This is a genomic window from Ruegeria sp. AB11, assembly GCF_056536325.1.
On sequence record NZ_JBQFJO010000001.1, the window covers coordinates 1,510,881 to 1,525,707 of the forward strand.

The 14,827-nt window shown below is 53.8% G+C and carries 15 protein-coding genes; 13 read left to right on the forward strand and 2 right to left on the reverse strand.

The features are described 5' to 3' along the window. The first annotated feature begins 148 nt into the window (after positions 1–148). The 3 genes from ACR3EJ_RS07685 to ACR3EJ_RS07695 all read left to right on the forward strand — a co-directional run bounded on the left by ACR3EJ_RS07685 (position 149) and on the right by ACR3EJ_RS07695 (position 2,545). Positions 149–979, forward strand: a complete 831-nt coding sequence (locus ACR3EJ_RS07685) for a peptidyl-prolyl cis-trans isomerase (protein ID WP_170545837.1) — start codon at positions 149–151, stop codon at positions 977–979. Further along, positions 976–1,965, forward strand: coding sequence for a HupE/UreJ family protein (locus tag ACR3EJ_RS07690; RefSeq protein ID WP_260023161.1), 990 nt, complete (start codon positions 976–978; stop codon positions 1,963–1,965). Before ACR3EJ_RS07685 ends, ACR3EJ_RS07690 begins: the two co-directional genes overlap by 4 nt. Positions 1,966–2,356: 391 nt before the next feature. Further along, on the forward strand, positions 2,357–2,545 hold the full coding sequence (locus ACR3EJ_RS07695; protein WP_170545834.1) for a hypothetical protein: 189 nt from the start codon (positions 2,357–2,359) through the stop codon (positions 2,543–2,545). Positions 2,546–2,810: 265 nt separating this feature from the next. Here ACR3EJ_RS07695 and ACR3EJ_RS07700 read toward each other — a convergent pair whose 3' ends face one another. Next, positions 2,811–3,878 (reverse strand): hypothetical protein, encoded by a 1,068-nt coding sequence (locus tag ACR3EJ_RS07700; protein ID WP_170545832.1) that lies wholly within the window; start codon positions 3,876–3,878, stop codon positions 2,811–2,813. A gap of 575 nt (positions 3,879–4,453) precedes the next feature. Between ACR3EJ_RS07700 and ACR3EJ_RS07705 the strand changes: the two genes are divergently transcribed. The 4 genes from ACR3EJ_RS07705 (at position 4,454) to rpe (ending at position 7,597) form a co-directional block, all read left to right on the forward strand. Continuing rightward, a complete protein-coding gene (locus tag ACR3EJ_RS07705) occupies positions 4,454–4,678 on the forward strand; it encodes a hypothetical protein (RefSeq protein WP_170545829.1) in 225 nt (74 codons plus the stop codon). A gap of 31 nt (positions 4,679–4,709) precedes the next feature. Further along, positions 4,710–5,369, forward strand: coding sequence for a response regulator transcription factor (locus ACR3EJ_RS07710; protein WP_170545826.1), 660 nt, complete (start codon positions 4,710–4,712; stop codon positions 5,367–5,369). Beyond that, complete coding sequence (locus ACR3EJ_RS07715; RefSeq protein WP_170703643.1) at positions 5,369–6,727, forward strand: sensor histidine kinase; 1,359 nt, start codon at positions 5,369–5,371, stop codon at positions 6,725–6,727. Before ACR3EJ_RS07710 ends, ACR3EJ_RS07715 begins: the two co-directional genes overlap by 1 nt. Before the next feature lie 180 nt (positions 6,728–6,907). Beyond that, a complete protein-coding gene (gene rpe / locus ACR3EJ_RS07720; RefSeq protein WP_170545820.1) occupies positions 6,908–7,597 on the forward strand; it encodes a ribulose-phosphate 3-epimerase in 690 nt (229 codons plus the stop codon). A 107-nt stretch (positions 7,598–7,704) separates the two neighbouring features. On the opposite strand, the gene ACR3EJ_RS07725 is transcribed toward rpe, so the two are convergent. Further along, complete coding sequence (locus ACR3EJ_RS07725) at positions 7,705–9,798, reverse strand: 3-hydroxyacyl-CoA dehydrogenase NAD-binding domain-containing protein (protein ID WP_170545817.1); 2,094 nt, start codon at positions 9,796–9,798, stop codon at positions 7,705–7,707. Positions 9,799–10,064: 266 nt separating this feature from the next. Here ACR3EJ_RS07725 and ACR3EJ_RS07730 point away from each other — a divergent pair, with 266 nt between their 5' ends. From ACR3EJ_RS07730 to paaD, 6 genes are all read left to right on the forward strand, one after another. Next, entirely contained in the window at positions 10,065–10,883 is an 819-nt protein-coding gene (locus ACR3EJ_RS07730) for a cyclase family protein (RefSeq protein WP_170545814.1), read from the forward strand. A 197-nt stretch (positions 10,884–11,080) separates the two neighbouring features. Next, positions 11,081–12,283, forward strand: a complete 1,203-nt coding sequence (pcaF, locus tag ACR3EJ_RS07735; RefSeq protein WP_170545811.1) for a 3-oxoadipyl-CoA thiolase — start codon at positions 11,081–11,083, stop codon at positions 12,281–12,283. A gap of 15 nt (positions 12,284–12,298) precedes the next feature. Then, a complete protein-coding gene (paaA, locus tag ACR3EJ_RS07740; RefSeq protein WP_170545809.1) occupies positions 12,299–13,291 on the forward strand; it encodes a 1,2-phenylacetyl-CoA epoxidase subunit PaaA in 993 nt (330 codons plus the stop codon). Between the two features lie 18 nt (positions 13,292–13,309). Then, complete coding sequence (gene paaB, locus ACR3EJ_RS07745; RefSeq protein WP_010437865.1) at positions 13,310–13,594, forward strand: 1,2-phenylacetyl-CoA epoxidase subunit PaaB; 285 nt, start codon at positions 13,310–13,312, stop codon at positions 13,592–13,594. Then, positions 13,594–14,352, forward strand: a complete 759-nt coding sequence (gene paaC / locus ACR3EJ_RS07750) for a 1,2-phenylacetyl-CoA epoxidase subunit PaaC (protein WP_170545806.1) — start codon at positions 13,594–13,596, stop codon at positions 14,350–14,352. The genes paaB and paaC overlap by 1 nt, the downstream gene beginning before the upstream one ends. A gap of 6 nt (positions 14,353–14,358) precedes the next feature. Continuing rightward, on the forward strand, positions 14,359–14,817 hold the full coding sequence (gene paaD / locus ACR3EJ_RS07755; RefSeq protein WP_170545803.1) for a 1,2-phenylacetyl-CoA epoxidase subunit PaaD: 459 nt from the start codon (positions 14,359–14,361) through the stop codon (positions 14,815–14,817). The last annotated feature ends 10 nt before the right edge of the window (positions 14,818–14,827 follow it).

Sequence of the window (14,827 nt, forward strand, 5' to 3'; positions counted from 1 at the left end):
CACATTAGTATAAGTCGAGGTGGCGATAGTTGCCTCGGCAGAAGCCTATAATTCTGCAGCGCGACAAGAGCCTACTTTATTGCAAAAATTAACTCGCTGATGTCAGCATTGGTACGTAGAACCAGATGCATTTCACGCAGGAGCCTGCATGCGCCTATTGAAAGAACCTTTGTTTCATTTCTTCCTGATTGGGGCGGCTATATTCATTTGGTTCCATATAGTCGCGCCGGAAAATGAGACCACCGAAAATCTCGTGACAATATCAATCGACAAAGATGATGTCGCGCTTCTGGTTACTCAATTTGAGGCCAGGTGGAAACGCCAACCAAACGAAGCTGAACTGCAAGCGTTGATCGATGCATCAATTCGTGAAGAAGTTTTGGTCAGAGAAGCAAGAAAGCTTGGGCTGGATCGCGGAGATAGCGTGATCAGATCGCGGCTAAGCCAAAAGATGGATTTTCTTACTGAAGCGATTGCTGCATCAGTTACCCCTGAAGACGAAGATTTGGAGGCCTATCTTCAGAAGAACCGTGAAAGATACGCGACGTCCAAAAAGGTAGCCTTCAATCAGATCTTTCTTGGCGAAGCGCCAGGTGACGCTGCGATCGCAAACGCGTTGAGCGCGGTGCGTGAGGAACAAGAGCTTCCTGAATTTGGGCGTTCAACATTACTGCCTGCCTCAATGCCTTTGACTGCAACTCGGGTTGTCGACTCGGTGTTTGGCGCCGGGTTTTCGAACGGTCTAACTGAACTCGAACCAGGTCAATGGGGAGGGCCGATCCAATCAGGTTACGGCGTTCATCTTGTTCAAGTGGTCGCTATCGAGTCTGCTCAAATACCGCCGTTATCAGAGATACGCAAAGCGGTCCTACAGGATTGGCGTCGCACCATGAGTGCAGATCTGGCAAAAGCGCAATATGAGGCGCTTGCTGATGCCTATGAGATTGTGGTGCCCGATATCGCGGGACCAACCAAATGAGACATTTGGTCTGTATGTTAATTGCGTTGTTGTTCGTGTGGCCCGAAGCCGACGCCAACGCACATGCGCTTGATCCGGGATATTTGGAAATCCGTCAAATCGCGTCAAACACATGGAGCGTTCATTGGCGAAAGCCCGATGTGAATGGTCAGCCAATGGCGATTGACGCAGTGCTGCCAAATGGTTGCGCTCCGTCACGTGGTCCGGAAGCAACACGTGACAGTCGGGCCTGGGTTTCATCATGGGTCATGGAGTGTCGTGAAGATATTGCGGGGAAATCCATTGCGATTGAAGGCTTGGAGGCACAAAGAAACGATGTTTTGGTGCGCTTGCACCCCTTAGAGACCGCACCGACGACCCTTCGTCTCACCTCAGATACAGCAATCCAAACCATACCTCCTGAACAGACGACATGGTCAGTTTTCGTATCCTATTTTCAATTGGGATTTGAACACATACTGGAAGGCTGGGATCACCTTTTATTCGTGTTCGCGCTGTTTATTCTGGTCCGAGATGTCTGGAGACTGGTAGGAGCCGTAACAGCTTTTACACTAGCGCATTCAATAACTCTGGCGCTGGCGACCTTTGGTATTTTGAATGTTCCTGGGCCACCGGTCGAAGCAGTAATCGCGCTTTCAATCGTGTTTCTGGCGATGGAGATTGTCAAAGGTGGTGAAGGTCGCTTCCGACTTTCCAAGCAAAAACCGTGGATTGTTTGCTTTGGGTTTGGCCTTTTGCACGGCCTTGGTTTTGCAGGTGCCCTGGCAGAAATTGGACTACCACCAAACGATATTCCGGCAGCGTTGCTGGCATTTAATCTCGGTGTTGAGGCTGGTCAGTTGAGTTTCATCGCTGCGCTGGCCGTCTTCACTGCGATTTGGCGCTTGGTTGCCTCGCCGACTGGTCGAGGACCGGTCGTTCTCACCGCCTATGGCATCGGATCGGTTTCAATGTACTGGCTTATCGAGCGCTTAAGCGGTTTCTAGTGTCTACGACCCCAATCAAGAAATCACCCGAGAGGTGCGGGCCAATAAATAACACTGTAGGCTTGAACAAAGGACCACTCTCAGGGCGCTGAACACAACTAGGCGATCCCGGAGGCCGACAATTCGAGAGAACTGAGGCAAACGAGGGTCAATCAAGCAATTTAGCATAGCCAATTAAGACCATTGACAGATCGCCAGTGAAGCAAAGGTATGCCCTGATCTGCGCAACAAACCCTGGCAAACGGCCGTACTATCCCATTGTTTTCGTTTTGGGGACAACATTAACCGAACATGAACAATGTATTTTCGCGACGTTCAACCGAGATGAGGCATAGTGCTCTATAGAGTTGAACGAGCGAGTTATTGTTCAATTGCAAATGAGGGGAAACGCATGATCAAGTCTGCCTTTATGACTGAAGAGCCCGACACTGTTGCTGTGATGCAAACCTCTGGCAGTATCGCTGCGGACAAGTTGCCAACCAAACGCCCTACAATCAGCGGTCGCTTCCCTCCTATCGAGAATGCACTAACAGAAATTATTAAAAACAAGCGACTTTCTGAGGCGCAAACCAACGTCTGAAGGTAGTTCAGTCGACCCTTGTTCAATTCCTGATACTCGTCCTAAACAACGGAATTGACAACAGAATCCCGCCTAAATTAGGCGGGGTTCTTTCTTTTGGTACTATAAGAAATCGTGGGTTGTAGCTCACAAAGCATAGTTCAATGCCAGTAAACCAAGGGGCGGCCATTCCGCTTATGATAAAGTAAATGACCGCCCCGGCCTTTGGTGCTTCCGTGAGTTGTCTGCACCGTTAGAAAGTTATACCTGAGATTTGCGGCTTCGATTACAAACCCAGAAGCGACTTGACCTCTTCTTCAACGGCATCGGTAACAGGTTTGTTGGCCGCCGCTTCCAAGGCTTCGCGCTCGGCTAATTCTTGTTCTTCAACAAGTTCAACCAGTTCCCGAACCTCTTCTGTCGCTTCTTCATATTCTAATGCTGCCTGACGTTCCTCATTGAGGTCCTGCGCCTCCTCAATTGAACCTTCCAGATCCATCCGCGCTTGTTCGAGTTGCTCTTCGATCACAGGGTCCGTTCCGCCGGCATCTTCCAAAGCCTGTTCAAGTTCGTCAACAAGCTCTTGATTGGTTTGAACATCATCTAATGCGACTTCTAAATCTTCTTCGATCTCCGCGACAGTACGCTCTGGTGGTTCCAGCCCGGTAAGCTCTTCCAACTGTTCTGCAAGATCCTCCCGCAAGAGATCTCCGGCCAGCACCGTGTCACGATATGTCGCTATTCTTCCGACACGTGAATTAGGTGAAGCATTGGCCAAGGCTGTCGCACTTGCGTTCGCAGCATTAAGCGCACCCAGTTCAGAAGGGTGGGCACCAAGAAGCGCCGCCATCCTGTTACCCGTGGGCCGAACTGCGGGGCGAACAGATTCTTCGACAATCAAGTTTTCTGTAGTCTGCTTGTTGGTCTTGGATGTTTGCTTCCCACTGCTGGTGGTGTGTGTCCTGGAATTTGCAGCGCCTTTTGATTTGCCGCTTCCATTAAAAAGATCTTTTAGTGAAAATCGACCGCGGTTCTCTGAAGTGGAACGCGAAGACTTGCTCTTTGAATCGCCGAAAATGGATTTTCCGGAATTTCCAACTTTGCGGTTTCCGTCAGACCCTTTCTTATTGTTTTTGTTACCAGCTGAATCGCGATCGCCTTTGTCGGCACCACCATTGTTCCCGCTGTTCCCGTTTCCACCGGAATTGCCGCCGCCATTACCCCCGCCGTTGCCTTTTCCTTCTTTGGCAATGGCAACATCCGGCATTGCGACTGCAACAATAACGGCGGTCGATCCCAGCAAAGCGATAGCCACTGCAGAGGCTTTTATGGGGCTGAGGATAGAGGTTTTCATATCAGTCTCCTTGGTGGAACAACAGCGGCGCTTTATTCTAAGAAATGGCGTGCTGTGTTCGAATGCTGCAATTCACGTACGAATCGTCTGATCTCTCAATCATTTAACTTGAGTGCGCTTGAACGCAGGGCTAACTTCTTGTTCATCACCGGTTCACGTCGATTCACGTATCTTTTGACCTGCAAGTGTGAGGAAGTAGATGCGTGCAGCGGTTATATTGACGGTAGTAAGTTTGCTTGTTGCTTTACCTGTTAGGGAAGCAACCGCCGACGTCCGTGAGCTTAAACAGAGCGAACTGCGCAAAGCGACCCTATCGGGTAATACGATTCGGCTTGCACGGGTCATCAAAGGCGTCGCAAAAACTTACGGAGGCACACCTGTTGATGCCCGCGCGTTTCAAGCGGGTGAGATTTATTATCGAATTCTTGTAAAAAAGCCGGATGGAAAAATCTTTAGCGTGATTGTGAATGCGCAGACGGGCACCGTTGTGTCCAACCGGTCTGGGGTCGGCAATCAGATTTCGAAAGCAGCGCGTTCCAATTCGACCAAAGCCAATAGCAATCGTGGTAACCGCAATGGGCCCGGATCAGCTGCAAACCGTGATAATGGGAATGCTGGTGGCAATGGAAATGATACCGGAGGCGGCGGTGGAAATGCCGGTGGAAACAGCGGCGGTAACAGCGGTGGAAACAGCGGTGGAAATTCTGGCGGAAACGGCGGAGGTAATGCTGGCGGGAACGGCGGGGGTAATGGCGGCGGCAATTCCGGTGGGAACGGGAATGGCAGAAATTAGGACTTAAACCAAAGCGATTGTGCCTGTAGTTTTAAGATATGAGAATACTTCTGGCTGAAGATGAACCCCAACTCTGCGAACAGATCAAAAAACTTCTGGGGGTCGAGGGGCGTGTGGTGGATGTGGCCCATAATGGAACGGACGCTCTTCATTTGGGCGCGACCGAACCATATGACATGATCATACTCGACATTGGGTTGCCTGAGCGGGATGGAATTTCCGTTTTGCGCGAATGGCGCAGCTCAGGTGTTAAGACACCGGTATTGATACTGACGGCCCGTGACGGTTGGAGCGAGCGTGTCGATGGTCTTGATGCGGGCGCAGATGACTACATGACCAAACCGTTTCACATGCCGGAACTGGCCGCGCGTGTGCGGGCAATTCTACGCAGGCAGAGTGGTCAGCTGAATCCGGTTATCGAAATGGGAGACGTTTCGCTGGATACCAGGAACGGGCGAGTCAGTGTTGCGGGGATTCCGGTCGATCTAACCGCGCAGGAGATTGCAGTGCTAACCTACCTTGCGCACAACTTGGGGCGCATGGTTTCCAGAACTGAATTATCGGAACATATATACGAATACGACGGTGACCGAGATTCAAACACTATCGCCGTATTCATTACCCGGCTACGCAAGAAATTGGGGCCTGATCTCATCACTACGGTCAGAGGACGCGGCTATATGATCGATACCGCCTGATGCTATCGCTGCGCCATCGCGCCCTACTTAGTGGGCTTGCGACTGCCACAGTGTCGGTAGGTGTCGGAACGTTGGTCGTTTTCTCCTACATCAATACGAGGGTGCTCCAGCAGTTTGATGAAACGTTACGTGACCGTCACACTCAGTTAGTTGTTGGACTAAGTGTCACCACCGACACTCCGGATGTCCTGAGAGAGCTGATATTCGACCCCGCATATGGTACGCCTTATTCAGGCAGATATTGGCAGGTGACGAATAACAAAGGCGACATCTATACATCGGCCTCATTGTTCGACGAAACGATCGCAGAGCCCACGCGTACTGGCAACGAAGCAACCATTTGGAACACGCTAGGACCAGACAATGAAGCTGTTCGCAGCATTTATCAGAAAATCACCTTTGAAGACGGAACGGAATGGGGCGTGAGCGTTGCGGAAAGCAGGCTCGAACTGCTAAGCGAACGTCGGGCTGCACAATCAAACCTGCTTCCAGTCTTTGGGCTGGTTGGGCTGATTGGTGTTGCGGGCTCTCTTTTGTTGATGTCTGCGGTCATTGGCCCGCTCAGGAAATTGCGTGCTGACGTTGCCCATCGCTGGGACAACGGAGACGACCTGAAGCCGGATGATTATCCCGAAGAAGTATCGCCGCTTGTGGAAGACCTCAATCAGCTGTTGCACCGAAATCGCGAGATCGTTTCGAGTTCTCGACGTCAGGCCGCAGATCTGGCCCATGCACTTAAGACGCCAACATCGATTCTCCGAAACGAGTTGTTGAACTTGTCGGAATCCGGATCCGATACCGGGCCCGCGGAAGAGGCGCTGGCACGTATAGATTCCCAACTTGGTCGAGCGCTTGCACGCATGCGTGCGTCAAATACCGCCGAATTGACCCATTCGCGAACGGATATCTCGAATTCGGTCGAAAGGCTATCTAAATTTTTTTCAATTATGGCAGAGCGCGAAGGCAAATCTCTAACTTCAGACCACCAAGCCGGTCTTTGGGTCAGCGTCGACACTCAGGACATTGAAGAGGTGTTGGGTAACCTTCTCGACAATGCCCTGAAGTGGTGCCGAACGACAATTCATATCTCGGCACATCGTGATGGGCGCAACATAAAAATCTGTATTGAGGATGATGGACCCGGCATTCCAGAAGAGGCGCAATCAGCCGTGCTACGATCTGGCGGGCGCCTGGATACCTCTGTCAGCGGGACTGGTTTGGGATTGGCTATTACTGTCGATCTGCTGAAGGCTTATGGTGGTACGCTTAAACTTGGCGTTTCGGAACGCCTCGGCGGTCTTGGTTGCGAAATACTGATACCTGAACGGAAGGACGACCGACATTTGAGTCGCATATAGCTTTCACTTTTAGGTATGAAATCCCACTCGCGCTCTCGATAAATAAGATACTTGTACCGAGGCTTGGATGAGCGGCGGCAGGTTAGGGGAGACTGGTAAGATTTTCGTATCTCGGGTCTACCGCTCCTTGCCCATCACAGATATATCCCCTCGCAACTGCATATCCACATGAGGCCCGCCATGAACTTTGACCGTTCCATCAAGATCGCACCGTCGATCCTGTCGGCAGATTTCGCAAACTTCGGACAAGAGATTCAGGCCATTGAAACGCAAGGCGCCGATTGGGTTCATGTGGATGTTATGGATGGGCATTTTGTGCCCAACCTCACATTTGGCCCCCCGGCGGTCAAAGCATTCCGACCACATGTGAAGACGGTTATGGATGTGCATCTGATGATCTCACCGGTCGATCCATACATTCAGGCTTATGCCGATGCTGGGGCTGATGTGCTCACAGCTCATGTTGAGGCCGGGCCGCACTCGCATCGCACGTTACAGGCCATTCGCGCCGCCGGGATGAAAGCAGGTATTGCCTTGAACCCGGGAACACCAGCTGAGGCGGTAGAGCATCTGCTGGATCTGACCGATCTGGTTTGTGTTATGACCGTTAACCCCGGTTTTGGCGGGCAAAAGTTCATTGATATGACCGCCAAGGTGCGCCGTTTGCGTCAGATGATTGGTGACCGCCCGGTGCATATCGAAATAGATGGTGGTGTCGATCCCAGCACCGCACCTCTGGTTGCAGCCGCCGGTGCAGATGTGCTGGTCGCTGGCTCGGCTGTTTTCAAGGGTGGGTCAGTTTCAAATCCGTCTGTTTATGGCGACAATATTCGTGCAGTTCGCGCAGCTGCTGAAGGTGTACTGAACTAATCCCAAACGCACCTGTCATGTATTGGCGTTTCTTTGGAAACGCCTTCTCTTGCTCCGCCCGGCAACATTGGCAATTTCAATATCTGGCGGGCAAGGAGGCCTAGATCTCAACTTGCTTTGTTGAGATCGTCAAAACAACGACCTTCGGTTGCCAGTTTTTCAAGCAAAGGCGCGGGCTGCCAATAATATGGATCTTCTCCTGACCACCGGCGAATGTCATCCAACACGTTTGACAGTCCCTGCAAGTCGGCCCATTTCAATGGTCCGCCCCAATATCGTGGAAATCCATAGCCATAAAGCAGCGTGATATCCACATCCAGTGGTCTGCGGGCGATCCCCTCACCAACTACCTTTGCCGCCTCATTCACCATCGCAATCATATAACGACGCACGATCTCTTCGTCGGTGAACTCTCGTGGAGAGATACCTTTGGCGGCGCGCTCGGCTTCGATCAAAGGCATGATTTCAGGGTTGGGTCTTCTGTTTCGATTCCCCTGCTCGTAGACATAATATCCTTTGCCGGTCTTCTGACCAAAATTCCCTGCTTCGCATAGTTTATCGGCATAGAAGCTGTCACGCGCACGTGGGTCCAGGCCCGAAGCCCGTTTGCGTTTGCGCGCGGCCCAACCGATGTCTAGCCCGGCAAGGTCGGAAACCGCAAATGGCCCCATTGCAAATCCAAATCCGGTCAACGCGGCATCAATCTGAAAAGGGCTTGCCCCATCCAGAACCATGTGATCAGCGCAGGTTCGGTAGGCGTTGAGAATACGGTTACCGATGAAACCGTCGCATACGCCAGCCCTGACGGATACTTTCCCTAACCGTTTGCCCAAAGCAAATCCTGTCGCAATAACTTCGGGCGCAGTGTGGTCCGCAACAACGATCTCAAGCAATTTCATCACATGTGCAGGTGAGAAAAAGTGCAGACCGATCACGTCACTGGGCCTGCCTGTGGATGCTGCAATTTCGTTCAGGTCGAGATATGAGGTGTTTGTTGCCAGCACGGCACCGGATTTACAGGTCGCATCCAGTTTTGCAAAAACCTGTTTCTTGATCTCCATATCCTCAAAAACGGCTTCTATCACCAAATCAACGCCACTCAGCGCATCATAGTCCGTGGACAGGGTTATCCTGTTCTCCAGAATTTCCACTTGCGCGTCCGGGCTCAGCTTTCCGCGTTTCACTGCACCCGCCAGATTTGCTGCGATCCGGTCTTTTGCAGCCTTGGCTGCGTCCACCGACATTTCAAGCAATACAACCGAAAGCCCTGCCAGCAGAGCGGATGTGGCGATGCCTGCGCCCATCGTACCTCCTCCGACAACACCTATCTGATGAAGCTCGCGGGGTTTGATCCCTTGTAGTTCCGGGAGTTTGGAGACAGCGCGCTCAGCAAAGAAGGCATGGATCAGCCCTTTTCGCTGATCTGACGCCATCAGCTCGGTGAACAGTTCCCGTTCGCGAGCCTGTCCTGCTGCAAAATCATGGGCTTCACAGCTGGCTTGCACAGCACGCACGGCAATCGCAGGCGACAGCTGCCCCCGTCCTTTCTTCAATACGGCATCATAGGTCGCGTCAAAGTCGATCGGCGTTGGTTTAGCCATTTCGCAGACAGGTCGGCGCGGTGCGCCCGTATCAAGTAGATCTCGTACGAAGGCCAACCCAATCTCGCGCGGATCTCCGTCCTGAACCTTGTCCAGCACGCCCATCTGTAACGCTTCAGAGGCCTGCACATGGCGGCCTGTGGTGATCATGTCCAATGCGGCCTCGACGCCAGCAACCCGTGGCAATCGTTGCGTTCCACCCGCGCCGGGGATGATGCCAAGGTTGACCTCGGGTAGCCCGACTTTTGTTAATGGGGGCGCAATACGGTAGTGACAGGACAGTGCAACCTCAAGCCCGCCGCCAAGCGCTGTTCCGTGTAAAGATGAAACCACCAGAAGCGGTGATGCTTCAATGCGATCGCAGAGCGCGGGTAACCAAGGATCCTGTGGCGGCTTGCCGAATTCGCGAATATCAGCGCCGGCAAAATAGGTCCGCCCCTCACCGTAAATCAAAACGGCCCGTACGCCATCAGCTTCAGCACGCTCAATCCCTGCCAAGAGGCCTTGGCGTACTTCTGCACCCAGAGCATTTACCGGCGGGTTATTTGCCGACAAAACCGCGATGTCGCCTACTTTTTCATAGCCAATAACCTGGGACATTTGTTCCTGCCTCCCGAAAAGATATGCGTTGTGGTCCATTCAACCCGATTTGCCACGCAGTCAGAGACTGAACCGTACTGAGGCAGTATTCAACCCTTTAATCGACCAACCGTTCGGTTTTTGTGCTACGGTCGCAGCGTTACCAACATGTGAAACGCACATCATCAGCGTCGGGCTCAACTGAACTCAAGGGGGCAGAATTGGACTCAGTCAAGCATGTCGGGCAGTATTCCGCTGTCGGTGTCATTTAATAAGGGAGCTACAAGATGTGTGATGTATGCGTAATGAATGCGGTAAAAGATCGGATGCTATCTCGGCGTTCTTTCTTTAAAGCCGGGGCCGCAATGGTGGCTGGAACCGCACTAAGCTCGGCTGCGACGACACCTGCAATGGCGATGGGCCATGGCGAAGTCGTAGACATGACACATATATATGATGCTGATTTTCCGACCTATTTTGGCGAACCCGGAATTGAGGCAACTCAAGCCTTCAACTTCAAGGACCACGGTTTCAATCTATTCAATCTCGCTGTAAATGAACACACAGGCACGCATATCGATGCGCCGCTACATTTCTCGGCCGATGGTCAGTCGGTTGATGAAATTCCTGTATCCAATCTGGTATGCCCACTTTGCGTAATTGATATCGCTGCGCGGGCAGCAGAGGATGCGGATGCTCAGGTTACACCTGACGATCTTGAGGCCTGGATCTCTGCAAACGGTCCGATCCCAGACGGTGCTTGCGTCGCGATGCATTCAGGTTGGGGAGCTAAATCCGCAACGCCAGACTTCCGCAACGCAGACGCCGAAGGCAAAATGCACTTTCCGGGTTTCCATGTCGAAGCCGCACAGATGCTGATGGATGGCACAGGCGCTGTTGCCTTAGCGGTGGATTCCCTATCCCTCGATCACGGACCATCAGCCGATTTTGCTACTCACTACGCGTGGCTACCTACGAACAGGTATGGCATTGAAAATCTTGCAAACCTGGACAAAGTGCCAGCCAGTGGAGCGACATTGATTGTGGGTGCGCCAGCTCATCGCGGGGGGTCTGGCGGTCCGGCCCGCATATTTGCGATGGTCTGAATTTCGTCGTCATTCATGCCAAGTATTAAAGCCCGCAAATCTGCGGGCTTTAATAATTTAGCCGCCCTAATATGTTACCATTATCCTCAAAAACTTAAAATCATGTTACATTTTTCTTGCTGCGAATCGCGGCGTTGCTTATTAACCGACCTATCGGTCACTTAATCACGCGACATAATTCTCGGAGCCCTCGCCCAATGGACGCCTTTATCTGCGACGCGCAGCGCACACCAATCGGACGGTATGGCGGCAGCCTCAGCCAGGTTCGCACGGATGATTTGGCAGCGATCCCAATTGCTGCGCTGATAGCGCGAAACCCTCAGGTTGATTGGACAGGCATAGACGACGTGATCTACGGCGACGCCAATCAGGCTGGGGAAAGCAACCGCAACGTGGCGCGGATGGCGGCGTTGCTGGCGGGGCTGCCGATGGATGTGCCTGGAACGACCATCAACCGACTTTGTGCTTCTGGTATGGATGCGGCAGGTATGGCGGCCCGCGCGATCCGCGCCGGGGACTATGACATGGCCATCGCCGGGGGTGTCGAAAGCATGTCGCGCGCACCATTTGTGATGCCCAAAGCGACGTCCGCCTTCTCGCGCGCTAATTCAGTCTACGACACAACAATCGGCTGGCGTTTTGTGAACCCCAAGATGAAGCAAGAATTCGGTATCGACTCGATGCCCGAAACAGCAGATAACGTAGCGGAAGCTTACGGTATCAACCGCTCCGATCAGGATGCGTTTGCCGAACGCAGCCAGGCCCGCTGGGCCGCGGCGCACCAGACCGGGGTGTTTCAGGAGGAGATCACCCCGGTCACAATCCCGCAACGTAAGGGCGATCCTGTGGTGGTCGATACGGACGAACATCCGCGTCCTGGAACCACAGCCGAGAAACTGTCGGGCCTGAAGGGCATCAACGGGCCGGAAAATACCGTCACGGCTGGGAACGCTTCGGGCGTAAACGACGGCGCGGCGGCGATCTTGATGGCGAATGAATCCGCAGCGGCAAAGAACGATCTGACCCCAATTGCCCGCGTTGTCGGAATGTCCGTTGCCGGGGTCGAACCGCGCGTGATGGGCATCGGTCCTGTTCCAGCCAGCCGCAAGGTACTGGCCCGCGCGGGTCTCAGCATCGATCAGATGGATGTGATAGAATTGAATGAGGCATTTGCCTCGCAAGGCCTTGCTACGCTTCGCGAACTGGGGGTGCCCGATGATGCGCCCCATGTAAATCCGAACGGAGGCGCCATTGCGATCGGGCATCCGCTTGGGATGAGTGGCGCAAGGTTGGTTATGACCGCTGCTTATCAACTGCGCCGCACGGGCGGGCGCTATGCGCTGTGTACCATGTGCGTCGGGGTAGGGCAGGGTGCCGCACTTATTCTCGAACGCGTGTAAGGGAGGAGACCTCACATGTATGCTCAGATGATCAAGACAGCCGGAACAGGCGTGAAATCCCGCGAAGAGATGACCGAGCAGGAGCGCGCCTTTCAGGACAAGATTGACGCCGATATCAAAATCGAGCCCAAAGACTGGATGCCCGATGACTATCGCGCGACTCTTATCCGTCAGATTGGCCAGCACGCGCATTCCGAGATTGTCGGCCAGTTACCCGAAGGCAACTGGATCACGCGCGCCCCAACACTGGAGCGTAAGGCGATCCTATTGGCCAAGGTGCAGGATGAGGCCGGGCATGGGCTGTATCTCTATTGTGCGGCCGAAACGCTGGGCGTCAGCCGGGACGAGATCACCGAGATGCTGTTGGATGGCCGCATGAAGTATTCGTCGATCTTCAACTACCCGACATTGAACTGGGCTGATATCGGCGCGGTCGGATGGCTGGTCGATGGTGCCGCGATCATGAACCAGGTTCCGCTGCAGCGGACGTCCTTTGGCCCCTATTCGCGCGCTATGATCCGCATCTGCAAGGAAGAGAGTTTTCACCAGCGTCAGGGCTATGATGCGATCCGCAAGATGGCAGAAGGCACGCCAGAACAGCGCAAGATGGCGCAGGATGCATTGAACCGGCTCTGGTATCCGTCGCTGATGATGTTTGGACCTTCCGACAAGGAAAGCGTGCATTCAGCGCAATCTATGGCTTGGAAGATCAAGATCAATACCAATGACGAGCTGCGCCAGAAATTCGTGGATCAGACCGTGCCGCAGGCCGAGTATCTCGGCCTGAGCATTCCCGACCCCGACCTGAAGTGGAACGAAGAGCGGGGCCACTACGACTACACCGACCCGGACTGGTCCGAATTCTTCGATGTGATCAAAGGCAACGGCCCCTGCAATGTCGATCGTTTGGCCGCGCGCAACAAGGCGTGGGACGATGGAAAATGGGTGCGCGATGGGTTGTTGGCCCATGCCCGCAAGAAACGAACACGAAATCTGGCCGCAGAGTAAACCCAAGGAGGATACCAAATGAACAATGAATGGCCCCTGTGGGAAATCTTCATCCGTGGTCAGCATGGGATGAGCCACCGTCACGTCGGCTCGCTGCATGCGCCTGACGCGGAGATGGCAATCAAGAATGCGCGCGACGTCTATACCCGCCGCAACGAAGGCGTGTCGATCTGGGTGGTCGAGGCCAACAACATTTCGGCCTCTTCGCCTAGCGACAAAGGCCCGCTTTACGAGCCCAGTGAGAGCAAAGTGTACCGTCACCCGACCTTTTTCGACATTCCCGATGAAGTGGGGGCAATGTGATGACCCGGGACGAAGCATTCCTGCAGTTTCTGCTGCGGATGGGGGATAATACCCTGATCCTCGGCCATCGCGTTAGCGAATGGTGCGGCCACGCGCCGGTGCTGGAGGAGGATATCGCTCTGGCCAACACTGCGTTGGACCTGATCGGTCAGACCCAGATGTGGTTGGGCCTCGCCGGTGAGATCGACGGCGGCAAAAGCGCCGATGACCTGGCCTTTTTGCGCGACGCATGGGACTTTCGTAATGTGTTGCTGGTCGAGGTCCCGAATGGCGATTTCGGGCGCACTCTGATGCGCCAGTTCCTGTTCGATGCGTGGCATTCGATCATGCTGGGGCGATTAATGAAATCATCCGACGAGCGGGTCGCGGCGATTGCTGCCAAGGCCAGCAAAGAGGTCACCTATCACCTCGAACGCTCTGGCGATACGGTTGTGGGGCTCGGCAATGGAACCGAGGAAAGCCACACCCGGATGCAAGAGGCGCTGGACTATCTCTGGCCCTATGTAGGCGAGATGTTTGCCAGCGATGATGTTGATGCTGAGATGGTTGCGGCGGGGATTGCTCCGAACCCGGCATCTCTGCGAGCAGAATATGACGCTCTGATCATGCGGGTTCTGAGCGAGGCAACGCTGACCATTCCCGAAAGCCGCTTTGCCCATAAGGGTGGGCGTGACGGGCGGATGCATACCGAACATCTGGGCCATTTACTGACACAGATGCAGTGGCTTCAACGCGCCTATCCCGGCGCCGCTTGGTAAGAGCGCATGAGGGCATCGACTGATCAGGTATGGGAGTGGCTGGACGCTGTTCCCGACCCCGAGATCCCAGTGATCTCGGTCGTCGATCTGGGCATTGTGCGTGATGTGCAGTGGGACGATGACACGCTGTTGGTCACAGTCACCCCGACTTATTCGGGCTGCCCGGCGACTTCGGTGATCAGCATGGATATCGAAACCGCGTTGCGTGATCACGGGATTGACGATTTGCGGATCGAAACAAGCATTGCGCCCGCGTGGACCACCGATTGGCTCAGTGACAAGGGCCGTGCCCGGCTTGAGGAATACGGTATCGCACCGCCCCAGCCCGCAGGTGGCCCCGAACGTTGCCCACATTGCGGCAGCAAAGCGGTCGAGAAGGTCAGCCAATTCGGCTCGACCCCGTGTAAGGCCCATTGGCGCTGCACCGACTGTTTGGAACCTTTTGACTATTTCAAGTGCATCTGAGGGAGGATCA